Genomic DNA, 20,107 nt, shown 5'->3' with positions numbered 1-20,107 from the left:
GGCGGCGATCGTGGCCGGCGGCGTGCTGATGCCGCTGTTCGGCGACCGCTATCTGCTCACCGTCGGCGCACAGGTGGCCGTCTACGCGCTGATCGCCGTCGCCTTCACGGTGACCACCGGCCAGGCCGGGGTGATCGCGCTCGGGCAGGCCGGGCCGATCGCCGTGGGCGCGTACACGTCGGCGCTGCTGACCATGAGCCTGGGCTGGTCGTTCTGGGCGGCGCTGCCGATCGGCGGCCTGGTCGCCGCCGTCGTGGCGTCGGTGCTGTCGGCGCCGCTGTGGCGGGTCAAGGGGCATTACATCTCGATCGCCACGCTGGGGCTGGGCATCGTCACCGTCGCCCTGATCCGGGTCGCCGAGCCGATCACCGGCGGCGTCTACGGGCTCTACGGCATCCCGGCGCCGACGATCGGCTCGCTCAGTCTGAACACCCCGCTCGCGTCCTACCTCATCTCGGTGGTCCTGCTGCTGGTCACGCTGCTGGTGGTCACCCGCCTGCGCCGCTCGCACCTCGGCCGGGTGATCTCGGCGACCGGCTCGGATGAGACGGCGGTACTCGCCTCGGGCGTGCGCGGCCGCGACTACAAGGCGCTCGCATTCGCGGTCTCGGCGTTCTTCGCGGGGATCGGCGGCGTGCTGCTGGCCTACCAGTACACGTACATCGACCCCGACGTGTTCTCCCTGAACATGTCGCTGCTCGTGCTGACGATCGTCGTGCTGGGCGGGGTGAACGCGCCGTTCGGCGCCGTCCTCGGCTCGATCGTGCTCATCGGCGCGATGGAGGTGCTGCGCATCGCCCCGGAGGCGCGCGTCATCCTCTACGGCCTCGCGGTGATCCTCGTGGTCCGGTTCCGTCCCGGGGGATTGTGGGTGAGGAGCGCATGAGCGCGCGCACGCCGCTGCTGGCGGCATCCGGTCTGCACCGTCGGTTCGCCGGCGTCCAGGCCGTCGACGACGTGAGCCTGCAGGTGGATCGGGGCGAGGTCGTCTCGATCATCGGACCCAACGGGTCGGGCAAGACCACCACGCTGAACCTGATCGCCGGCACGCTCCGACCCGACGCCGGCCAGATCGAGCTGGAGGGCCGGCGCATCGACGGGAAGGGGCCGGCCGCGATCGCCGATGCGGGGATCGCCCGCACGTTCCAGAACGGCCGGGTCTTCGGCGCGCTGTCGGTGCGCGACAACGTCGAGGTCGGCCTGCACTCCACCCTCACCGCGATCCGGCCGTTCCGCCGGCTGTCCACCGTGTTCGGGCTTGCGCTGGATCGCGCTGGTGGCCGAGCTCGTCGTCGCCCTGGTGCCGACGCCGGCCGCGCGCCGGGAGCAGGAACGGATGTCGGCCGCCGTCGACGCCGAACTCGGCCGCTTCGGGTCGCGCCTGCAGCCGCGGGCCGACGACTTCGCCTACACCCTGTCGTACGCCAACCGGCGCCGCACCGAGATCGCCCGTGCCCTGGCGCTTGCAGCCGACGCTCCTGGTGCTGGACGAGCCGACGGCCGGGATGAACCAGAGCGAGACCGCCGAAGTGCTCGAGGCTTGCCCTCGAGCTGAAGGCGCAGGGGCAGACCATGCTGCTGGTGGAGCACAAGATCGATCTGGTCATGACCCTGTCGGATCGGGTCATCGTGATGGACGGCGGCCGGGTCGTGGCATCCGGTTCGCCCGACGACGTGCGCCGGGAGCCGGCGGTCATCGAGGCCTACCTCGGCCGACGGCGCGAGCGGAAGGGCGTCGCATGAACGCGCTGCTGAGCCTGGATGCGGTCGACGTGTACTACGGCGCATTCCACGCCCTGCGCGGGGTGAGCCTGGATGTCGGCGAGGGCGAGATCGTGAGTCTTCTGGGTGGCAACGCCTCGGGCAAGTCCACCACGATGAAGACGATCCTCGGGCTGAACCGGGTGCGTGCCGGCACCATCGCGTTCGACGGGCGGCCGATCACCACCCTGCCCACGCCCGCCCGGATCGCCGCCGGGATCGCGTCCGTGCCCGAGTCGCGCCGCATCTTCCCGGAGATGACGGTCGACGAGAACCTGCTGGCCGGCGCCTACACCCGCCGCGACCGCGACGGGATCGCCGCCGACGTGGAGCGGATGCGCGTGCACTTCCCGCGGCTGGCCGAGCGGCGCCGCCAGCACGCCGGCACCCTCTCCGGCGGCGAGCAGCGAGATGCTCGCATTCGCCCGCGCGCTGATGAGCCGGCCGCGGCTGATCTGCATGGACGAGCCCACCATGGGGCTGTCGCCGAAGCTCGTCGACCAGGTGCTCGACGAGATCGTGCGGCTGAACGTCGAACTCGGCGTGGCGGTGCTGCTGGTCGAGCAGCAGGCCGAGCTGGCCCTGTCGATCGCCGAGCGCGGCTACGTGCTGGCCACCGGCGAGATCGCCCTGGCCGGGCCGGCCGACGCGCTGCTGGACGACCCGCACATCCAAGAGGCCTACCTCGGGAGGAACAGATGACACTTACCGACCGTCAGCGACTGGGGTTCTTCACCCGGGTCCTCGAGGACGCGCCCGCCGCGGATCGCTACCGCTTCGCGGTGGAGCAGATCGCAGCGGCCGAGCGCGTCGGCTACGACACCGCCTGGGTGGCCCAGCACCACTTCCACCGCGACGAGGGCGGCTGCCCTCGCCGTTCGTGCTGCTCGGCTACGCCGCCGCCCTCACACGCCGGATCACGCTCGGCACCGGCATCGTCACGCTCCCGCTGGACCACCCCCTGCGGGTGGCGGAGGATGCCGCGGTGCTGGCGCGGCTGTCCGGCGGCCGGTTCGAACTCGGCGTGGGCAGCGGCGGCACGCCCAGCGCGTTCGCACCGTTCGATCAGGATCCGGGCAGCGCCCCGCGATCTACCAGGATCATCTGCGCCGGCTGGACGAGGCGCTGGCCGGGGCCACGCTGACCGCGGACGGCGGCGCCCTCTACCCGGCGGCGCCCGAGCTGCGCGCCACGCTGTGGGAGGCGACGTTCTCCGCCTCCGGCGCGGCGCGGATCGGCGCGGCCGGCCACGGGCTCATGCTCTCGCGCACCCAGCCCCGCACCGACGGCGAGCCGGACCTGTCCACCGTGCAGGCCCCGATCGTCCAGGCGTACCGCGAGGCGCTGCCCCCGGCATCCGTCCTCGCGTCTTCGCCTCGCGCAGTGTGTTCGTCACCGACGACCGGGTCACCGCACGCGCCCTGGCCGAACGCGGGCTCGAGCGGGCGCTGCCGTATGCGCTTGCGAGCGGGTGGAGATCCCGTCCGGGGCGACCACTGCGCAGGCGCTGGCCATCCTGGACGTGCACATCGGCACGCCGGACGAGGTGATCGCGCAGCTGGCGTCGGACGCGGTGCTGCGGGAGGCGAGCGACATCGTCTTCCAGGCGCATCCGGTCGATCCCGCGCACGAGCTGGTGGTGCGATCGATCCAGCTGATCGCCGGCACCGTCGCGCCCGCCCTCGGCTGGGCGCCGGCCGGCGCGCGGGCCGCCGCACCGGTGGGAGGACGCGGATGAGCGCCGGGACAGACGCGCCGGATGTGATCGACGCGCTCGCCGGGATCGGTGCGGGATCCGACGCCGACGCGCTGCGACGGGCCCGGCCCGCCGCGCGGGAGAACGCCCAGCTCGCGCACACCGCGCTGTTCGTCCCCACCGACGCGAGCCAGGTGTCGGTGATCGAGCGACACACCATCGCGGCGTGGACCGCCGCCCTCGCCGGGGCGGCCGCGACGGCGGAGCCGCACCGCCGGGCACTGGCCGAGGCCGCCCCGGACGTGGATGCCGCGCTCGAGACCGCGCTGCCGGAGGCGGTCGCCATCGGCCCGTACGGCGCGTATCCGCCCGGTCCGCTCAGTATCGAGGACGAGGACGGTCCGCACTGGACCGCGTCCGCGCCGCTGCGCGCGACGGTCGGCGGGCGGTTGGCCGCCGCGCTGGAGCACGCGCATCTGCTGACTTATCGGCCGCGGGATGCCGATCGCGCGGCACTGGGACGGCTCGGCGAGGCCGGGTGGTCCGACACCGGCATCGTCACGCTCTCGCAGCTCGTCTCGTTCGTCCACTTCCAGCTTGCGCGTGGTCGCCGGCCTGCGTGCCCTCCAGGAGGCCTGACCATGCCCGCACCCGCCGTGAACACTTTCACCCAGGACATGCTGGGCTGGGCGCCGTGGCTGCCGCCGCTGCCCGAGGAAGAACTGACCGACGAGCATTACGCCGCGCTGGTGGAGCGCTCGCGCGCGTCGAACCCGTACTTCCGCCTGCTCGTGCGCGACCCGGCGATCCTCGGCGCGCGCACCCGGGCCGACAACGACATCTTCTACAACGAGGATGCCGGACTCGGACGGGCCGAGCGCGAACTGGCCGCCGCCACGGCATCCCGTGTGAACGGCTGCCTGTTCTGCGCGTCGGTGCACTCCCGCTTCGCGTCGTTCCACTCCAAGCGCCGCGACGATGTGCAGCGCCTGCTGGACGAGGGGATCGACGGCGCTCAGGACCCCCGCTGGACGGCTGTCATCGAGGCATCCGCCGCACTGACGGCCACGCCGCCGGTGTTCGGCACCGCACATGTGCGGGCGCTGCGAGACGTGGGGCTGGACGATCTGGCGATCGCCGACGTCATCCACGCCGCCGCGTTCTTCAACTGGGCGAACCGGCTGATGCTCTCACTCGGCGAGCCGACCGCGCCGCAGTGATGTCGGCGGGACGGTCGGCGGGAGTCAGTGCGCGGCGTCGTAGGCGTCCAGGACGGATGCCGGAACCCGGCCGCGGTCCGAGACGGTGAAGCCGTTCTCCTTGGCCCAGGCGCGGATGGGAGCGTAGTCGCGCTGGCCGGCACGCTGGCGTCCGCCGGACTGCGTCGGGCGCCGACCGCCGCGACCGGACACGGCCCGCGCCGCCGACACATACGACGACAGCGCGTCACGCAGCTGCGCGGCGTGCTCGTCGGTCAGATCGATCTCGTATGCGACGCCATCGAGCGAGAACAGCACGGTCTGGCCCGATCCCGGGTCCAGAACGGCGCCATCGATGTCGTCGACGAGCTGATGAATGATTTTGCGAGCCATGACGGATATCTTATCGGCCGGATATTCAATTGCGTCAAGGAAGGATTCCGGCACGCCGGGCGGTGGCCACCGCCGAATACCGGGTCGACGCATTCAATTTCGACATCGCGGAGGCCAGATAGGACTTGACCGTCCCCTCGCGCAATCCGAGGGACAATGCGATGTCGCCATTCGTGGCACCGAGTGCCGCACAGGCGAGCACGTCGATCTCGCGCGGAGACAGCCCGGCATCGAGCCGGATTCCCGGACTCGGGGCCGACAGCGCGGCCAGCCGCGTCTCGATCTGCGTCAGCCGTGCCCGCAGCTGCGGGTCCTGCACGTCGGCGGCGACGCGGCGCAGTTCGGCGTATGTCTCGCGCAGCTCCTCCTGCACCGCCGGCGCCATCGTCTGGTCCGCGGTGCGGCGCGCGTCCTCCTGTGACCGCAGGTCGGCAGCGAGGTCGTCGGCGATCGCGAAGGCCGGGCGGGCGGCCAGGTCGCTGACCGGGGCCTGTCCCCACGAGCCGCAGTAGAGCACGCCGCGCGCACTGCCGGCCACGATCACCGGCACCGCGAACAGGGTGGCGATGCCCTCGCCGAGCACCATCGGATCGTAGTCGTGGGTGATGCCCTTGGCCGTGCGATAGTCCAGCGTCAGCCGCGGGCGCGTCTCGACCACCGCCCGCCCGCCGAGGCCGCGGCCAGCGGCCACGATCAGGCCCTGCAGGTGGCGGGTGCGGGCGCCGGCGACGGCGCTGACGTGCACCGCGCCGTCCCGCAGCATCCCGCCGAAGGCCACCGGAAAGCGCGTCCGGCGCGGGAGCTCGGCCACCGCGCGCGCGACGAGGTCCGCATCGGGATCCGCCGTGGACCGACCGGGTGACGCTGCTCGCACGCGCTGCCTGCTTCCGACGTCGCATCCGGATGTGGCTTCCGGATGTCGCGCTCTTCGTGGCCTCGACGCTACCATCGCCATCGCCCTCGCCCTCGCCCTCGCCGTCGCCGTCGCCGTCGCCGTCGCCGCCCCTGCCCCCGCCCCCGCGCCGCGCTCGCCGGCGGCCCCGCGCCGCGCCTCGCGCCTCGCCCGCCGCTCGCCCGCGTCGCCCCCGCCCCGCGCCCGCCGGCGGCCCCGCGCCGCGCCTCGCCCGCTCGCCCGCCCCGCGCCCGCCGGCGGCCCCGCCCCGCGCCTCGCCCTCTCGCCCGCGCCTCGCCTGCCCCGCGCCCGCGTCGCGCTCGCCGGCGGCCCCGCTGGGTTCGCGCTGCTGTTTTCGCCATTCGCGCATGTTTCTTTCGGGCGCGAAAGCGGGAAACGATAGCGCGACTGTCATCGCATCGATAAAAGGGGCAGCGCGACCGGAAATCGACCGCGCGAACGGGAATCAGCAGCGAGCGGGAATCGACCGCGCGAAAGGACCGCCGGGATGAGATATCGACTGGATGAGATATCGACTGGATGAGTGGGGGATCTCGACGGTGGGATGACTCTGCGGAGATCACGCGCTATCGACTTCTGCATTCGCGCGTGATTCTTTCGGGCGCGAATGCGGGAAACGATAGCGCGACGCTCATGCCGCCGAAAAGCCGACAGCGCGAGCGGAAAGGGACAGCGCGAGTCGAAAGGGATAGCGCGAGCGGAAAGAGACAGCGCGAGTCGAAAGGGATAGCGCGAGCGGAAAGGACAGCGCGAGCGGGAGACGCAGCGCGAGCGCCGTTACGCGGCGGCAACATGACCGCGACGCGCGTCGACATGACGCGGCAACATGAGCGCGCTGCGACGCGACGCCCGGGACACGACGCTGCGACGCGACGCCCGGGACGCGACGCTGCGACGCGACGCCCGGGACGCGACGCGGCGACGCGACACCCGGACGTGATGCCGCGACACGACGCGGCGACACGAAGTCGGGACACGACGCCGCGCGTCGACACGACAACACCGGCCCGGACACGACGCGGCCCCGGACGGGTCCGGGGCCGGGTCGCGCGGCGGGCGGCCTACTCGCCTGCTGCGCGCTCGTGTTCCAGCAGGAAGCGCTTGACCTCGGCGCGGCCGCCGTAGCCGCCGATCGATCCGTCGGCGCGGACCACGCGATGCACGGGCACGACGATCGAGAACGGCGAGTGCGCGCAGGCGTTGCCGACGGCGCGCGCGGCACGGGGGTGGCCGGCCATCGCCGCCACCTCGCCGTACCCGGCCGTCTCGCCGTAGGGGATGTCGCACACCGACTCCAGCGCAGCCTGGGCGAAACCGCGGGTCAGCCGCCAGTCCAGCGTGAGCGCGAACGCCCGCCGGGTGCCCGCGAAGTACTCGTCGAGCTGGCGGCGGACGTCGTCGGCTCCGGCGTCGTCGCGACCCGGGCAGCGTGTGCAGCGCGACGGTGAGCGCGGCCACCTGCGCGTCGACGTCGCGCTCGTCGTCGTCCCCGCGCAGGACGTGCGCGGTGACCAGGCCGGCCTCGGTGAACGCGAGGAGCACATCCCCGACGGGAGACGGGTGGACGGTGAAGGTCGCGTGCATCATGGGTCCATCCTGGCAAGGGCCGCCGAACGACCGAGGCCGAGAGAGCCGATCGGTGGACAAGTCGGGTCGAAGGCCGGTCCCTGGCGACCTGGGGAGGAACGGCCGATCAGCCCGGCGTGTCCGTGCAATCCGGCGAAACTCGCCCGCGCTCCCGGCTTGCGCCCACCCTGCGCGCTTAGGGTGTGTCTGTGTGGCGAGCTGGAGCAGCGCTCTGGTGGGCGCGGAGGATGACCCGATCGCGGCGGGGGTGACGCCGGCGTCGCTCATGCTCTCCGAGCCGGGGGTGAGCGTGATGCACGTGGCAGAGCCCGAGCGCGAGCGCATCCGCGCCCAGGCCGCCGAACTCGGCGGACGCTCCACGTCGCTGCCAGTTCTCGGACGCGATCGACGCCGGCATCGAGATCACCAAGGCGCACCCGGGCAGCCTTCCGCAGTTCATCACGGGGCGCTCCACGCTCCTGTCGAACCTCTTCCGCGACGAGGTGGGGCTGCGCGGCGCTCGCCGGGCCGCCGCCCAGGTGGCGACGAAGAACGTCGAGCTGCGCACCGCCCGCGGACTGGATGTCGTCCGGCTGGCCGTGGGGCTGGCCACCTGGGCCGACGGCGACCGGGCGTACTGCGCGCCGATCCTGCTGCGCCCCACCGCCATCCGCCGGCACCACACCGATTTCGAGGTCAAGCTGCACGGGTCCTTCACCGCCAACCCCGAGCTGGTCCGGGCGCTGGCCACCCAGTTCGGGGTGCAAGCTGGACGGCGCCCATCTGGCGGCGCTGGCCACGGCCGGCGGCGTGTTCAACCCGCAGCCGGTGATCGACCGGCTTGCGTCAGCTCACCGCGCACATCCCGTCCTTCAGCGTCCGCCCGCGGCTGATCGTCTCCACGTTCGGCGACATCGGGGCGCGGATGTCGCGCGATCTCGCGCGACTGGACCACCCGGTGCTGAACGCCCTCGGCGGGCACCGCGACGATCGTGAGCTGCTCGCTCTGCACCGGGCGCGCCCCGCGGTCACCGACCCGGACGAGCGGCCCCCGGCATCCGACACCTTCCTCCTGGACGCGGATGCCGAGCAGGAGGACGTCCTGGCCCGGATCACCGACGGCCAGTCGCTGGTGGTGCACACGCTGCCGGGCACCGGCGGGACCCAGACCGTGATCAATGCGCTCGGCGCGCTCATCGACGACGGCAAGCGCGTGCTGGTGGTCAGCGCGCGCCGGTCCACCCTCGAGGGGGTCCGTCACCGCCTCGCAGGGATCGGACTGGGCGGACTGGCCGTCTCGCCCGTGCACCTGCGGCGTGATCTGATCCGCGCGATCGGCCGCAACGAGAAGGCCGCCCAGCCGCGCACCTCCGACATCGACGACGCCCTGGTCCGCCTGCGCACGGTGCTGCGCGACTACCGGCGCGCGCTGACCGCCGACCGCAGCGAGCTGGGCGTCTCGGCGCTGGAGATCGTCCGTGAGCTGACCGCACTGGCGGCCACGCATCAGCCGGCTGCGGCCACCACCCGCTTCGACTCGGCGACGCTCGAGCGGCTGAAGAACGCGCGCGCCGAGGCCGCCGACAAGCTCGTCGCGGCGGCGCGGCTGGGCGAATTCCGCTTCGGCCCGGACGACTCGGCCTGGTACGGGGTGACGTTCGGCTCGACCGAGGACGCCCGCGCCGCGCACGCGCTCGCCCGCCGGCTTGCATCGCGAGGACGTGCCGGCGCTGCTCGAGCGCGGGTACGAGCTGATCGCGCAGACGCGCATGCGGCCGTTCGCCACGATCGCCGAGCTCGGCGCGTACCTGCGGCTCCTGCAGGGCATCCGCGACTCGCTCGACAAGTTCAGCCCGACGGTGTTCGAACGGGGGCTGACCGAGCTCATCCAGGCGCACGGTCCGCGCCGCGACGCCGGGCAAGCTGTCGGCGGCCGACCGCCGACGGCTGCGTCGCCTGGCCCGCGAGTACGTGCGCCCGGGCGTGCACGTGCCCGACATGTACGAGTCCCTCGTGCGGATCCAGCGCCAGCGCACCGAGTGGGAGAGGTACGCCGAGGCGGCACTGTCGGCCCCGGGCGTCCCGGTCGGGCTCGGCGACGTCTGGGCCCTGTGGCAGCGGACGCAGGCGGGGCTGGAAGAGCTGGATGCGGTCCTCGGGCGGACGGATGCTGCGCGCCTGTCGACGCTGCCGGCCCCCGGTCTCGTGCGCAGCCTGGCGGGACTGGCCGCCGATTCGGAGTACTTCGACAACCTGATCGAGCGGGCGACGCTGCGCGCCGAGCTCGCGCGGATGGGTCTGGAGCCGCTGCTGGTCGAGCTGAGTGTGCGACACGTGCCCGAGGACCGGGTGCGGGCCGAGCTGGAGTACGCCTGGTGGCAGTCCGCTCTGGAGCACGTGCTGCGCAGCGACCGGGCGCTGCTGGGTGCGAACACCGCCGTGGTCGACCGGCTGGAGCGCGATTTCCGGCTCGTCGACGAGGCGCACGTTGCGGCATCCGGCCCCCTGCTGGCCGCGCGGCTGGCGACCCAGTGGCGCATCGGCATCGTCGATCACGCCGACGAGGCCGCCGCTCTGAAGCGGGCGCTCAAGCTCGGCGACGTGACCGCCGACCAGGTGACGCGCATCGCGCCGGAGCTGACCGACACGCTCGTCCCGGCGTGGATCGCCTCGCCGTACGACATCCCGCTGATCCCGGACACCGTCCGGTTCGACGTGGTCCTGGTGGCGGATGCCGGTGCCCTGTCGCTGGCCGAGGCGGCGCCCGCGCTGCGCCGGGCACGCCAGGTGGTCGCCTTCGGCGACCCGGTCACGCAAGGCCCACCCCGTTCCGCATCGCCGCCGGCCGCCCCGGTCCCGGCGACGAGCCGGCCGAGGACGACGAGCCGTTCGACGCCACCAGCGTGTTCGCGCGCCTCGCCGAGCTGGTGCCGGTCGAGACCCTGACCCGCAGCTATCGCGCCGGGGGCGAGGACCTGGCCGCCCTGGTCAACGACGCGTTCTACGGCGGCGAGCTCGCATCGCTGCCCTGGGCAGGCTCGTACCTCGGCCGTGGCAGTCTCTCGGTGGACTATGTCGAGGGCGGATCCGGCGCGCCCGACGCGGACAGCGGGGCGGTGGAGAGCCCGGACGCCGAGGTCGCCCGGGTGGTGACCCTGGTCGTCGAGCACGCCGTGAACCGTCCGCGCGAGACCCTCATGGTGGTCACCGCGAGCCCCAAGCATGCGGAACGGGTCCGCGTCGCCGTCGATTCGGCGTTCGCCGGCCGTTCGGACGTCGCCGACTTCGTCTCGCGCGACACGGCCGAGCCGTTCGCCGTGCTCACTCTCGAGGAGTCGGTGGCCGAGAGCCGCGACCGGGTGATCTTCTCCCTCGGGTTCGGCCTGACCCGACACGGCCGGGTGCTCAGCGACTTCGGCGATCTGTCCACCCCCGACGGCGAGCGGCTGCTCACGGTCGGGATGACCCGGGCCCGCCGGTCGATGGTGCTGGTGTCGTGCATCCGTCCGTCCGCGTTCGACGACGGACGTCTCGAGCACGGCGCCGCGACGCTGATGACCGTGCTCGGCGGGATCGCCGCCCGCGCCCGTGAGGCACGGCTGGAGGACCTCGCCGACCCGCTGACCCTGGCGCTGGCGCGCGAGCTGCGGCGCCTGGGCGTCTCGGTGGACGTGCACTACCGCGGACTGCTGCCGCTGGTCGCGCAGTACGGCGGCAAGGCCGTGGTCGCCGAGAGCGACCCCGAGACCGGCTCGGGCTCGCTGCGCGAGGCGCTGCGCCTGCGCCCGCAGGTGCTGCGGCGCCTGGGCTGGCATTACGTGCGCGTGCACTCGTTCGACCTGTACAGCGATCCGGCCGACGTCGCCCGGCGCATCGCCGGGATCCTCGGTGTGAATCCCGAGTCGCCGACGTCGGATGCCGACACCCAGCCGATCGATGTCGACTGAGCAGGTTCCGCCCGAGGGTGCGTCGCGGGACGGCGACCACCAGCGCATCGTGCGGGTGCGCGGGTCGCGGCGGGCGAAGCTGACCCCGGCGCCGGGGACGACGAACGAACCGGTCCCCGCCGACGAGGAGTCGACGGGGACCGGTCCGAATGACGAGCGGATGCGGCAGGAGAAGCCGCCGCACTACTGAGTCAGGACCGCGGCTTCTCCAGCAGGTCGCGGATCTGCACCAGCAGCTCCTGCTCGCTGGGAAGGGCGGGCTCCTCCTCGACGACGCCGGCAGCGAGCTTGGCCGCGCGACGCTCCTTGTATCTGTTCATCGGCAGGACCAGCACGAAGTAGACCACCAGCGCCGTGGCCAGGAACGTGATCAGCGCCGAGATGATCGCGCCGATGCCGAGGTGGGCGGTCGCGAAGATGCCGGGGAAGTCGATCGTCCACTTGGCCAGGTCGCCGCTGGGCACGAACGCCCCGACCAGCGGGTTGATGATCGCCTCGACGAACGCGTTGATGACCGCCGCGAACGCAGCGCCGATGACGACTGCGACGGCCAGGTCGATGACATTGCCCTTGGTGATGAATTCCCTGAAGCCTTTGATCACGTCGGTTCCCCCGAGAGTGTGCCGGCCTGGGCCGGGTCAAGAGCCCGCTGATGCGGCGGAGGCTTTTGTCTCCGGCTTCGATGATGTACCAGCGGCGGCGGTACCGCCGCTCGAATCGCCGGATGACGGGGCTTTCCGTGAGTCGGTGCGGTAGAAGCCGGACCCGTTGAAGGTCACGCCGATGGATCCGTACTGCTTGCGCAAGCGGGCCGCCGCATTCCGGGCAGACCGTCAGTGCGGGCTCGGCGAACGACTGGACGGCGTCGAAGCGGTGACCGCATTCCTTGCAGGCGTAGGCGTAGGTGGGCATTGTTCTCCGATTTCAGCGCCCGGCGGGCGCAAGGACGACGGTGCGGGTCGGGGTGACCACTCCGGTGACCGGCTGATCGTGCAGATCGCGGGGCACCTCGTCGACGAGTTCGCTGTCGTAGACGACGGCGTACACCGGCGGGCAGTTCTGGATCGAGCCGAGCGTCTTGTCGAAGTAGCCGCGGCCCCAGCCCAGGCGCATGCCGGATCGGTCGACCGAGGCGGCCGGGATGATCATCAGGTCGACGTCGTTGACCGCGATCGGCCCGAGCAGCTCGCCCACCGGCTCGGGCAGGCCCAGCAGCCCTCGGCGACGTCGCCGTCCGGGTCGGCCACGGTCCAGTCCAGGAGTCCGTCCACGCGGGTGATCGGCAGCAGGACGCGGATGCCGCGGGCCACGGCCGCGTTGACGAACTCGCGCGTTCCCGGCTCGGTCGCGGTGGACAGATAGCACGAGACCGACCGGGCGCCGAAGGATTCCACCAGCGCGTCCAGCTTGCGCGGTGATGCCCTCCGCGGCCGCGCGGCGCGCGGCTTCCGTCAGCAGCTGGCGTCGTTCGCGCAGCTCCGCGCGCAGGGCGCGCTTCGCGTCATCTATCGGATCCGCCATGCACTCGAGTCTACGGTCGCTAGCATGTTGCCATGCCGCACAAGCCGTTCAAGGCCGTCATCCCGGCCGCAGGTCTGGGGACTCGCTTCCTGCCCGCCACCAAGGCCATGCCCAAGGAGATGCTTCCGGTCGTGGACAAGCCGGCGATCCAGTACGTCGTCGAGGAGGCCGTGAACTCCGGCATCCAGGACGTGCTGATCATCATCGGACGCAACAAGAACAACATCGCCAACCACTTCGACTCGGTGCCCGAGCTGGAGTCCACGCTCGAGCGCAAGGGCGATGTCGACCGGCTGGCGCAGGTGCAGTACTCCAGCGATCTGGCCGACATCCACATGGTGCGCCAGGGTGAGCCGCGCGGCCTCGGGCACGCGGTCTGGCGGGCCAAGGCGCACGTCGGAGACCACCCGTTCGCGGTGCTGCTCGGCGACGACCTGATCGATGAGCGCGACCCGCTGCTGCCGAAGATGCTCGGCGAGTACGACAAGCACAACGCGACCGTGATCGCGCTGATGGAGGTCGACCCGGCGCAGATCCACCTGTACGGCGCGGCCGCCGTCGAGCCGACCGACGACCCCGATGTCGTGCGGGTGACCGGCCTGGTGGAGAAGCCCACCGCCGAGGAGGCGCCGTCCAACCTCGCCGTCATCGGCCGCTACGTGCTGCCGCCCGAGGTCTTCGAGATCCTCGAGCGCACGCAAGCCGGGCAAGGGCGGCGAGATCCAGCTGACCGATGCTCTGCAGGAGCTCGCGGCCGACCCGGGCGCCGGGGTGTACGGCGTCGTGTTCCGCGGGCGGCGCTACGACACCGGCGATAGGCTGGACTACATCAAGGCCATCGTGCGAGCTGGCCGCAGACCGTGAGGATCTCGGCCCGAGCTTGCGCCCATGGCTCGCAGGAGTTCGCGGCGACACTGTAGCCGCCCGGGCCGAGGGGGCGACGTGGATCTCACCGACCCGCACCAGTACGGGGCCGTGTCAATCCGGCTGGTCCGCGCCAAGGACGCGCGCGCACTGCAGCACGAGCTGATGGCCAACCGCGGATGGCTGCGCCCGTGGGAGGCCACCAGCCCGGACGGGCCGGTGTCGCTGGACATGCGGCTGGGCATCCGCCGGCTGCCAGCAGTACCGCGACGGGAACGGCGTGCCGTTCGTGATGGAGTGGGACGGGCAGCTGGCCGGACAGCTGAACGTGTGGGGGATCGCCCGCGGCTCGCTGGCCTCGGCGACGATCGGCTACTGGGTCAGCGAGCGGTTCGCCGGCCGCGGCATCACGCCGATCTCGGTCGCGCTGGCCACCGACATCTGCTTCACCGAGATGCGCCTGCACCGGATGGAGATCTGCATCCGCCCCGAGAACAAGGCCAGCCTGCGCGTGGTCGCCAAGCTCGGGTTCCGGTATGAGGGCTGCGGCGGCGCTACATCCACATCGACGGCGACTGGCGCGACCACTACGCCTTCGCGCTGGTGCGGGACGAGGTCCCCGAGGGGGTGCTGGCCCGGTGGGTGGCGGGGCGCGCCCCGCAGGATGCCGCGGCCATCCCGCCGGCGGATCGTCTGTCTGCCTGAAGCCGCACTCGCGGTCCGTGCGGGCGGCATCGTCGCCGCGACACGCGAGCGGATGCCGGGGTACCGGGCCCCCGTCGCATACCGTGGTGTGCATGGGTGGGCAGGTGCTGGGTGGGGGGATCGTCGTCCTCGTGGCGGTGGTGCTGTGGCTCGTGTACCTGCTGCCCAGCTGGTACAGCCGGCATCAGTTCGACGCCGCCGAACGCAACGCGGTGCGCCTGAACCAGGCGCTGCGGGTGCTCGCCCAGACGAGCGAGACCCCGGACGAGGTGCGACTGGAGCTGAACGCGCGCACCGCTCTGGCGCAGCAGAAGGTCGCACGCAAGGCGCAGTCCGAACGCGAAGAGGCCGCACGCCGGGCGCAGGTCGAGCGGGATGCGCTGGCGAAGAAGACCCTCGACGAGCGCGAGCAGGCCGAGCTCGCCCTGCGGCGCGCCGAGCTGGAGCGCGCACGCGCCGAGCGGGTGGCCGCGTCGCGGCAGCCGGAGGTGCGCCGCGCGCGCGCCCGTCGGCGCCTGCGGCTGACCGCCACCGTGATCGGGCTGGCCGGGCTGGGCCTGGCCGGATGGGGCGCGGTCGTGCTGGCCTTCGGCCCGTCGGCGACGGGTGCGGCGCCGGCGCTCATCGGGACCGGCGGTGCGCTGGCTGCGGCATCCGCCCTCGTGCTGGTGCGGATGTCGCGGGTCGGCGCCCGCGCTGCCGTGCGGGCTGTGGCGCCCATCGTGGCCACGCCGCGTCGGGTCGTGGCCGCGCCGCAGGATGTGTCGCTCGAGGACGAGCGGGCGTGGCGTCCGCGCGAGCTTCCGCGGCCGCTGACGGCCTCGGCCGGATCGCGCGCCGCCGCCCTGCTCGATGCCGCCGCAGCCCGCGAGCAGGCTGCGCCAGGCCGCGCTGGACGACGCGCTGCGCGAGCGCGCCGAGCAGGCACGACCGCCCGAGCTGGACACCGCCCGACTGGCGCGGATGGGGCACGTGGACGACGCCGAGATCGAGGCGCACGTGCGCACGCTGCGGCAGCGGGCCGCCGGCTGACCCGTCCCGGCGCGATTCTGACACCCGCGGCAGCCATGATATTGTTGCTGAGGTTCACGGGCCTGTGGCGCAGTTGGTAGCGCGCTTCGTTCGCAATGAAGAGGTCAGGGGTTCGAATCCCTCAGGTCCACCGTGTGATGCCGTAGCGGTGCAGTTCCACGTCGCCCTCGAACCGCGCGTGCTCGATCAGTTCGAGGTCGACCGGCTGTGCCCCCGGGTCGAACAGCGGCCGCCCGCTGCTCAGGATGACGGGGTGGACGAACAGCATCAGCTCGTCCAGCAGCCCGGCGGTCAGCAGCTGCGTGGCGATCGTCGCGCCGCCGATCCCGATGTCGCCCTCGCCGTCCGCGCGGATCCGGGCGAGCCGCTCGATCGCGTCGGGTCCGCCGACGACCTGTGTGCGGTGCCCGGCCTCGGTCCGGGTGCGCGAGACCAGGTATTTGGGCTTGTCCGTCCAGATCCGCCCGTACTCGCGCAGCACTTCGTCGAGCGACTCGTCGTCCCGCGCGTTCGGCCAGAAGGCCTCCATCGTGTCGTAGATCACCCGACCCTGCACCATCGCCGACAGCGCGGCGGCGCGGGCGTTGAACTCGCGGTGCAGGTTCTCGGTGATGTGCAGCCAGTCTCCGCCGCCCCGCTCGTCGGGGTCGCGTTCGATGCGCAGGTCGACGGACACATTCATCCAGTACACGAAGCGGGCGGTCATGGGTCTCCGGTCAAGTCATCGATGGCGGGCTCGTGATCACCGGATGCTCCCCGGTGTAGTCCGGACGCTCGGGCTGGTGCGGGTCGTGCGCACCCTCGCCGCCCTGGCGGCCGCCGTACGGGAGTCCGTGGTCGGCGTACTCGTCGCGCGCGTATACGAACGCCCACTCGCCGAGCACGAATCGCGCCCCCGTGCGCAGCACCTCGCCGAGCTTGCCGCCGATCGAGTCGACGGGCACGTGCCGGGCGCTGGTGGTCGCGGGTCCGTGCAGCACCAGGACGTACTCGTCTTCCGGATCGTGGTGGATCTCGGCGTGCAGCGGCTGCAGTCCCGCCAGCCTCAGCTCGACGTCGTCGGCGGAGCCGATGCGGACGACGTCGCGATCAAGCGGCAGCGTCCGGTGCCGGTCCTCGTGGCTGACGATCAGATGCGGATTCCCCGAGCCCCACGAACTGTGCGTCGTGGTCGGGGTGTATTTGCCGTTCATGGCCAAACCCCCTCGTCGCAGAGTTGGATCTGTAGCCAGGATAAGCCTCCGCGTGCCGACCGGGGCGGTCAGGCCGTCGCGGCGACCGCCTCGCGGGCGCGAAGGTCCTTGCGCAGGATCTTGCCCGAACTCGACTTCGGGATCGCGTCGATGAACTCGACCCGGCGCACCTTCTTGTACGGCGCGACCTGCGCGGCGACGAAGTCCATCACCTCTTCTGCCGTCAGCTCGACCCCTGCCGCCGGCACGACGAACGCCTTCGGGATCTCCTGCTTCTCATCGTCGAGCACCCCGATCACCGCGACATCCGCCACCTTCGGGTGGCCCAGGCAAGCGCCTCGAGCTCTGCCGGCGGCACCTGATAGCCGTGGTACTTGATCAGCTCCTTGACCCGGTCCACGACCGTGAACCAGCCGCCCTCGTTGTAGGTGGCCACATCGCCGGTGTGGAAGAAGCCGTCCGCATCGATCGCGTGGGCCGTGGCATCCGGCTTGTTCAGATAGCCCAGCATCACCTGTGGCCCCTTGATCCAGACCTCGCCGGCGCGCGTCTGCCCGTTCTCGTCGACCTCGGTGATCTCTTCTCCGGTGTCCGGATCGACGAGCTTGGTCAGCGTGTTCGGCAGCGCGCAGCCGACCGAGCTCAGCGGCATGTCGTGGCGGGTGTGCGGCACCGCGTGCGTGACCGGGCTGGTCTCGGTCAGCCCGTACCCCTGCATCACGCGGGCGTGGATGCGGCGGCCGGCCGCGTCGGCGGTCTCGCCGTCCAGCGGGGCGGCGCCGGAGAACACGGAGTGCACGGTGGAGATGTCGTACTGGTCCACGATCGGATGCTTGGCCAGGGCCACCGCGATCGGCGGCGCGATGTACAGGTAGGTGCAAGCCGAAGTCCTGGATGTTCTTCAGGAACTCGACCAGGTCGAACCGGGGCATCGTCACCAGGCTGGCGTGCTGGCGCAGGGCGAGGTTGAGCAGCACGGTCATGCCGTAGATGTGGAAGAACGGCAGGACCGCCAGGACCCGGTCATCCGACTTCAGGTCGATGTTGACCCGCGACTGCTCGACGTTGGCGACGAGGTTGCGGTGGCTGAGCATGACGCCCTTGGGCACGCCGGTGGTGCCGGACGAGTACGGCAGCACGGCGATGTGCGTGGCCGGGTCGAAGCTCACGGCCGGGGAGTGCGCTGCTCGGTCAGCAGTTCGCGCAGGTTGGGATGGCCCTCGGCGCCGTCCAGGACGATGACATGGTCGTCCGGGATGTCGCAGGCTGCGGCGGCTGCGGCGGCCTGGGGGAGGAGGGGGCTGACCGTGACGATCCAGGTGGCCCCGGCATCCTCGATCTGCTTCTGGATCTCGCCGGCGGTGTACAGCGAGTTGAAGGTGGTGACCGTCGCGCCCAGGCGCAGCGCGCCGTGGAAGACGGTGGCGAACGCGGGCACGTTCGGACAGAGCACGCCGACCACGGTGTCGCTGTCGACGCCGCGGACGGCCAGCGCCCCGGCGAACGCGTCGATCTGCGCCTTGAGGGCGCCGTAGCTCGTCTCGGCGCCGGTGGCCGGGTCGATGAGGGCGATGCGGGCGCTGTCCTGCGCGCTCAGGTCGCCGAAGAGGTAGTCGTAGACGCTGAGCTCGGGGATCTCGACGTCGGGGAAGGGGCTGTGGAACACGAGGTCTCTCCTTTGATTCGTCGTGCACGCCGGTGCTGGTGCCGGCCCCCGGCGTCGTCGCCGGTTGCGTCCATCATGCCACCCGGACTCGGTTCCACGAATGCTGGAACCGAGTCCGGGTTCCCGGGCGCTAGACCCGGGCGCCGCGGGCGGCGTCGAGCCGTTCGGCGGCGAGGCGCTCCGCCGCCACCAGCGGTGACGTCCCGGACGCCTCGGCATCGTCGAAGATGCGGCGCAGAGTGTCGCCGATCCCGCTCACGCGCTGCATGATCTCCTCGCGGGTGCCGTGGTGCTTGGCCTCCAGGTCGAGGTAGATCACCCCGCCCGCGTTGACCACGAAGTCCGGCGCGTACAGGATGCCGCGGGCGGCCAGGCGGTCGGCGCCCGAGCGCTCGGCGAGCGGGTTGTTGGCCGGGCCGCAGACGGCCTTCACCGCCAGTGCGTCGATGGTCTCGTCATCCAGCACCCCGCCCACCCCGGCGGGCACGAACACCTCGCCGGGCACGTGCCGCTCGGTGCCGGGGGTGACCCAGGTCGCGCCGAGCCGGGTGGCCGATTCCTTCTTGGCCGGGTTCACGTCGGTGACGGTCAGGATCGCACCCTCGGCACACAGCCGCTGCGCCAGGCGGCTGCCGACCTGGCCGAGGCCCGATATGGTGATCCGCGTGCCGGCGATCTGGCTGCTGCCGGTGACGCGCTCCAGCGTCGCACGCAGCGACTCGTACACGCCCAGGCTCGTCGGTCCGGCGGGCTCGCCGGCGCCGCCGGCGGCATCGGGCAGTCCCACCACGTGGTCGGTGCGCTCGCTGACGGTGAGCATGTCCTCGGCGGTCGAGCCGACATCCTCCGCGGTGCGGTAGAGGCCGCCCAGCGACTGGACCGCGTCGCCGAGGTCGAGGAACGCGGCGCGGCGCTGATCGGCATCCAGCGTCTGACCGGGCTCGAGCCGGATCACCGACTTGCCGCCGCCGGCATCCAGCCCCGCTGCCGCGTTCTTCAGCGTCATCGCGGCCGAGAGCCGCAGCGCGTCGCCGAGCGCGTCGCTCCAATGCGGGTAGGTCCACAGCCGAGCGCCGCCGAGGGCGGAGCCGAGAGCGGACGAATGAAGCGCGACGGTGAGGAACAGGCCGCTGCGCGGACCCGTGATCACCTCCACGCGTTCGTGGGTGAATTCGGGCAGGGGCAGGGTGTGCGTCATCGCGACTTCTTTCGGCGGGCCTTGTGGGCGTGTGCTGAGCGATGCCGCCGCTTCGCGGCATCCGTCTCCATTGTGCCCGGTTTCGCTCGGGCTCGTCGTGTCGCAACGGCAGGCTGAACCCGACGCTTTGGCTCTGGTCGAGCGCGACCAGCCCCGTTTCGCCCTGCCGTTGCAACCGATGAGCATCCCGTCCCCGTCCCTTCCTCCCCAGTCCGGGGCGGAGACGGTGTTGTCCACCGATCGACGGGTGCGGCCCCACGGGGACGGGCATGACTGCCAGCGTGTCGGGCATGACACAGCCCGATGTCGGACCGGCCCCGATGCTCCGCCGCACGAAGAGGCTCAAGGCCGAAGGATGGACCGACCGAGGGATCCGCGCGGCGGTCGCGGACGGCGGCATCCTGCGACTTCGGCAGGGCGCCTTCGGTGATCCCGCGACCGACCAGCGTTGCC

The 20,107-nt window shown here is 72.0% G+C and carries 20 protein-coding genes, 1 tRNA gene and 6 pseudogenes; 17 read left to right on the top strand and 10 right to left on the bottom strand.

Going from position 1 to position 20,107, the window contains the following annotated elements; genetic code table 11:
* Positions 1-28 precede the first annotated feature (28 nt).
* From L2X98_RS02990 to L2X98_RS02955, 8 genes and pseudogenes are all read left to right on the top strand, one after another.
* Entirely contained in the window at positions 29-886 is an 858-nt protein-coding gene (locus L2X98_RS02990) for a branched-chain amino acid ABC transporter permease (RefSeq protein WP_259613166.1), read from the top strand.
* On the top strand, positions 883-1,509 hold the full coding sequence (locus L2X98_RS02985; protein WP_259612274.1) for an ATP-binding cassette domain-containing protein: 627 nt from the start codon (positions 883-885) through the stop codon (positions 1,507-1,509). Before L2X98_RS02990 ends, L2X98_RS02985 begins: the two co-directional genes overlap by 4 nt.
* 63 nt (positions 1,510-1,572) lie before the next feature.
* Positions 1,573-1,743 (top strand): ABC transporter ATP-binding protein C-terminal domain-containing protein, encoded by a 171-nt coding sequence (locus L2X98_RS02980; protein WP_259612273.1) that lies wholly within the window; start codon positions 1,573-1,575, stop codon positions 1,741-1,743.
* Positions 1,740-2,120: pseudogene (locus L2X98_RS22085) on the top strand (ATP-binding cassette domain-containing protein); the annotation flags it as partial. The gene L2X98_RS02980 and the pseudogene L2X98_RS22085, both read left to right, overlap by 4 nt.
* A gap of 52 nt (positions 2,121-2,172) precedes the next feature.
* Positions 2,173-2,463, top strand: a complete 291-nt coding sequence (locus L2X98_RS22080) for an ATP-binding cassette domain-containing protein (RefSeq protein WP_259612272.1) — start codon at positions 2,173-2,175, stop codon at positions 2,461-2,463.
* A 178-nt stretch (positions 2,464-2,641) separates the two neighbouring features.
* Positions 2,642-2,905 carry an LLM class flavin-dependent oxidoreductase gene (locus tag L2X98_RS02965; protein WP_259612271.1) on the top strand — a complete coding sequence of 88 codons (264 nt, stop codon included), beginning with the start codon at positions 2,642-2,644 and terminating at the stop codon, positions 2,903-2,905.
* 327 nt (positions 2,906-3,232) lie between these two features.
* Entirely contained in the window at positions 3,233-3,499 is a 267-nt protein-coding gene (locus L2X98_RS02960) for a hypothetical protein (RefSeq protein ID WP_259612270.1), read from the top strand.
* The gene (locus L2X98_RS02955; protein ID WP_259612269.1) at positions 3,496-4,677 is read left to right on the top strand and encodes an alkylhydroperoxidase domain protein; all 1,182 of its coding nucleotides are present in this window, start codon (positions 3,496-3,498) and stop codon (positions 4,675-4,677) included. The genes L2X98_RS02960 and L2X98_RS02955 overlap by 4 nt, the downstream gene beginning before the upstream one ends.
* A gap of 24 nt (positions 4,678-4,701) precedes the next feature.
* Here L2X98_RS02955 and L2X98_RS02950 read toward each other — a convergent pair whose 3' ends face one another.
* The 3 genes from L2X98_RS02950 to L2X98_RS02940 form a co-directional block, all read right to left on the bottom strand.
* Positions 4,702-5,049: a histone-like nucleoid-structuring protein Lsr2 gene (locus L2X98_RS02950; protein ID WP_259613165.1), complete on the bottom strand. Its 348-nt coding sequence runs from the start codon at positions 5,047-5,049 to the stop codon at positions 4,702-4,704.
* A gap of 34 nt (positions 5,050-5,083) precedes the next feature.
* Positions 5,084-5,860, bottom strand: coding sequence for a helix-turn-helix transcriptional regulator (locus L2X98_RS02945; RefSeq protein ID WP_259612268.1), 777 nt, complete (start codon positions 5,858-5,860; stop codon positions 5,084-5,086).
* Between the two features lie 1,163 nt (positions 5,861-7,023).
* Positions 7,024-7,506, bottom strand: coding sequence for a methylated-DNA--[protein]-cysteine S-methyltransferase (locus L2X98_RS02940; protein ID WP_259612267.1), 483 nt, complete (start codon positions 7,504-7,506; stop codon positions 7,024-7,026).
* A gap of 525 nt (positions 7,507-8,031) precedes the next feature.
* Here L2X98_RS02940 and L2X98_RS02935 point away from each other — a divergent pair.
* From L2X98_RS02935 to L2X98_RS02915, 5 genes are read left to right on the top strand one after another with little or no spacing between them, the layout of a single operon-like run.
* A complete protein-coding gene (locus tag L2X98_RS02935) occupies positions 8,032-8,421 on the top strand; it encodes a hypothetical protein (protein WP_259612266.1) in 390 nt (129 codons plus the stop codon).
* Positions 8,370-9,785, top strand: coding sequence for a DEAD/DEAH box helicase family protein (locus L2X98_RS02930; RefSeq protein WP_259612265.1), 1,416 nt, complete (start codon positions 8,370-8,372; stop codon positions 9,783-9,785). The genes L2X98_RS02935 and L2X98_RS02930 overlap by 52 nt, the downstream gene beginning before the upstream one ends.
* Positions 9,734-10,474 carry a DEAD/DEAH box helicase family protein gene (locus tag L2X98_RS02925; RefSeq protein WP_259612264.1) on the top strand — a complete coding sequence of 247 codons (741 nt, stop codon included), beginning with the start codon at positions 9,734-9,736 and terminating at the stop codon, positions 10,472-10,474. The genes L2X98_RS02930 and L2X98_RS02925 overlap by 52 nt, the downstream gene beginning before the upstream one ends.
* A complete protein-coding gene (locus L2X98_RS02920; RefSeq protein ID WP_259612263.1) occupies positions 10,432-11,475 on the top strand; it encodes a hypothetical protein in 1,044 nt (347 codons plus the stop codon). The genes L2X98_RS02925 and L2X98_RS02920 overlap by 43 nt, the downstream gene beginning before the upstream one ends.
* The gene (locus tag L2X98_RS02915; RefSeq protein WP_259612262.1) at positions 11,465-11,665 is read left to right on the top strand and encodes a hypothetical protein; all 201 of its coding nucleotides are present in this window, start codon (positions 11,465-11,467) and stop codon (positions 11,663-11,665) included. Before L2X98_RS02920 ends, L2X98_RS02915 begins: the two co-directional genes overlap by 11 nt.
* 1 nt (position 11,666) lies before the next feature.
* Here the strand turns inward: L2X98_RS02915 and mscL are convergent, their stop codons facing one another.
* From mscL to L2X98_RS02900, 3 genes and pseudogenes are all read right to left on the bottom strand, one after another.
* On the bottom strand, positions 11,667-12,077 hold the full coding sequence (gene mscL, locus L2X98_RS02910; protein ID WP_259612261.1) for a large conductance mechanosensitive channel protein MscL: 411 nt from the start codon (positions 12,075-12,077) through the stop codon (positions 11,667-11,669).
* 36 nt (positions 12,078-12,113) lie between these two features.
* Positions 12,114-12,387 (bottom strand): annotated as a pseudogene (locus L2X98_RS02905) (FmdB family zinc ribbon protein).
* 12 nt (positions 12,388-12,399) lie between these two features.
* A pseudogene (locus tag L2X98_RS02900) lies at positions 12,400-12,996 on the bottom strand (5-formyltetrahydrofolate cyclo-ligase).
* A gap of 32 nt (positions 12,997-13,028) precedes the next feature.
* Between L2X98_RS02900 and galU the strand changes: the two are divergent.
* From galU to L2X98_RS02880, 4 genes and pseudogenes are all read left to right on the top strand, one after another.
* Positions 13,029-14,026, top strand: a pseudogene (galU, locus tag L2X98_RS02895) (UTP--glucose-1-phosphate uridylyltransferase GalU).
* Positions 14,026-14,565: pseudogene (locus tag L2X98_RS02890) on the top strand (GNAT family N-acetyltransferase). The pseudogenes galU and L2X98_RS02890 overlap by 1 nt, the downstream one beginning before the upstream one ends.
* Positions 14,566-14,657: 92 nt before the next feature.
* On the top strand, positions 14,658-15,677 hold the full coding sequence (locus tag L2X98_RS02885) for a large exoprotein (RefSeq protein WP_259612259.1): 1,020 nt from the start codon (positions 14,658-14,660) through the stop codon (positions 15,675-15,677).
* Positions 15,656-15,727: transfer RNA gene (locus tag L2X98_RS02880), tRNA-Ala, on the top strand. The genes L2X98_RS02885 and L2X98_RS02880 overlap by 22 nt, the downstream gene beginning before the upstream one ends.
* On the opposite strand, the gene L2X98_RS02875 is transcribed toward L2X98_RS02880, so the two are convergent.
* The 4 genes and pseudogenes from L2X98_RS02875 to L2X98_RS02860 form a co-directional block, all read right to left on the bottom strand.
* Positions 15,719-16,303, bottom strand: coding sequence for a dihydrofolate reductase family protein (locus L2X98_RS02875; RefSeq protein WP_259612258.1), 585 nt, complete (start codon positions 16,301-16,303; stop codon positions 15,719-15,721). The two genes, L2X98_RS02880 and L2X98_RS02875, sit on opposite strands and share 9 nt — an antisense overlap.
* A 10-nt stretch (positions 16,304-16,313) precedes the next feature.
* The gene (locus L2X98_RS02870) at positions 16,314-16,790 is read right to left on the bottom strand and encodes an FHA domain-containing protein (protein ID WP_259612257.1); all 477 of its coding nucleotides are present in this window, start codon (positions 16,788-16,790) and stop codon (positions 16,314-16,316) included.
* Positions 16,791-16,858: 68 nt separating this feature from the next.
* Positions 16,859-18,456: pseudogene (locus L2X98_RS02865) on the bottom strand (AMP-binding protein).
* Between the two features lie 130 nt (positions 18,457-18,586).
* Positions 18,587-19,654: a Glu/Leu/Phe/Val dehydrogenase family protein gene (locus tag L2X98_RS02860; protein ID WP_259612256.1), complete on the bottom strand. Its 1,068-nt coding sequence runs from the start codon at positions 19,652-19,654 to the stop codon at positions 18,587-18,589.
* Positions 19,655-20,107 lie beyond the last annotated feature (453 nt).

This window comes from Microbacterium elymi (assembly GCF_021582895.2).
GTDB classification, from domain to species: Bacteria; Actinomycetota; Actinomycetes; order Actinomycetales; family Microbacteriaceae; genus Microbacterium; species Microbacterium humicola.
Note: the sequence above shows the minus strand (reverse complement) of the source record. Positions and strands in the feature narration are given on the sequence as shown.

Coding starts and splice junctions, on each gene's coding strand:
- L2X98_RS02990 (WP_259613166.1), top strand. CDS start 29: ATGCCGCTGTTCGGCGACCGCTATCTGCTCACCGTCGGCGCACAGGTG.
- L2X98_RS02985 (WP_259612274.1), top strand. CDS start 883: ATGAGCGCGCGCACGCCGCTGCTGGCGGCATCCGGTCTGCACCGTCGG.
- L2X98_RS02980 (WP_259612273.1), top strand. CDS start 1,573: ATGCTGCTGGTGGAGCACAAGATCGATCTGGTCATGACCCTGTCGGAT.
- L2X98_RS22080 (WP_259612272.1), top strand. CDS start 2,173: ATGCTCGCATTCGCCCGCGCGCTGATGAGCCGGCCGCGGCTGATCTGC.
- L2X98_RS02955 (WP_259612269.1), top strand. CDS start 3,496: ATGAGCGCCGGGACAGACGCGCCGGATGTGATCGACGCGCTCGCCGGG.
- L2X98_RS02950 (WP_259613165.1), bottom strand. CDS start 5,049: ATGGCTCGCAAAATCATTCATCAGCTCGTCGACGACATCGATGGCGCC.
- L2X98_RS02940 (WP_259612267.1), bottom strand. CDS start 7,506: ATGTGCTCCTCGCGTTCACCGAGGCCGGCCTGGTCACCGCGCACGTCC.
- L2X98_RS02915 (WP_259612262.1), top strand. CDS start 11,465: ATGTCGACTGAGCAGGTTCCGCCCGAGGGTGCGTCGCGGGACGGCGAC.
- L2X98_RS02885 (WP_259612259.1), top strand. CDS start 14,658: ATGGGTGGGCAGGTGCTGGGTGGGGGGATCGTCGTCCTCGTGGCGGTG.
- L2X98_RS02875 (WP_259612258.1), bottom strand. CDS start 16,303: ATGACCGCCCGCTTCGTGTACTGGATGAATGTGTCCGTCGACCTGCGC.
- L2X98_RS02870 (WP_259612257.1), bottom strand. CDS start 16,790: ATGAACGGCAAATACACCCCGACCACGACGCACAGTTCGTGGGGCTCG.
- L2X98_RS02860 (WP_259612256.1), bottom strand. CDS start 19,654: ATGACGCACACCCTGCCCCTGCCCGAATTCACCCACGAACGCGTGGAG.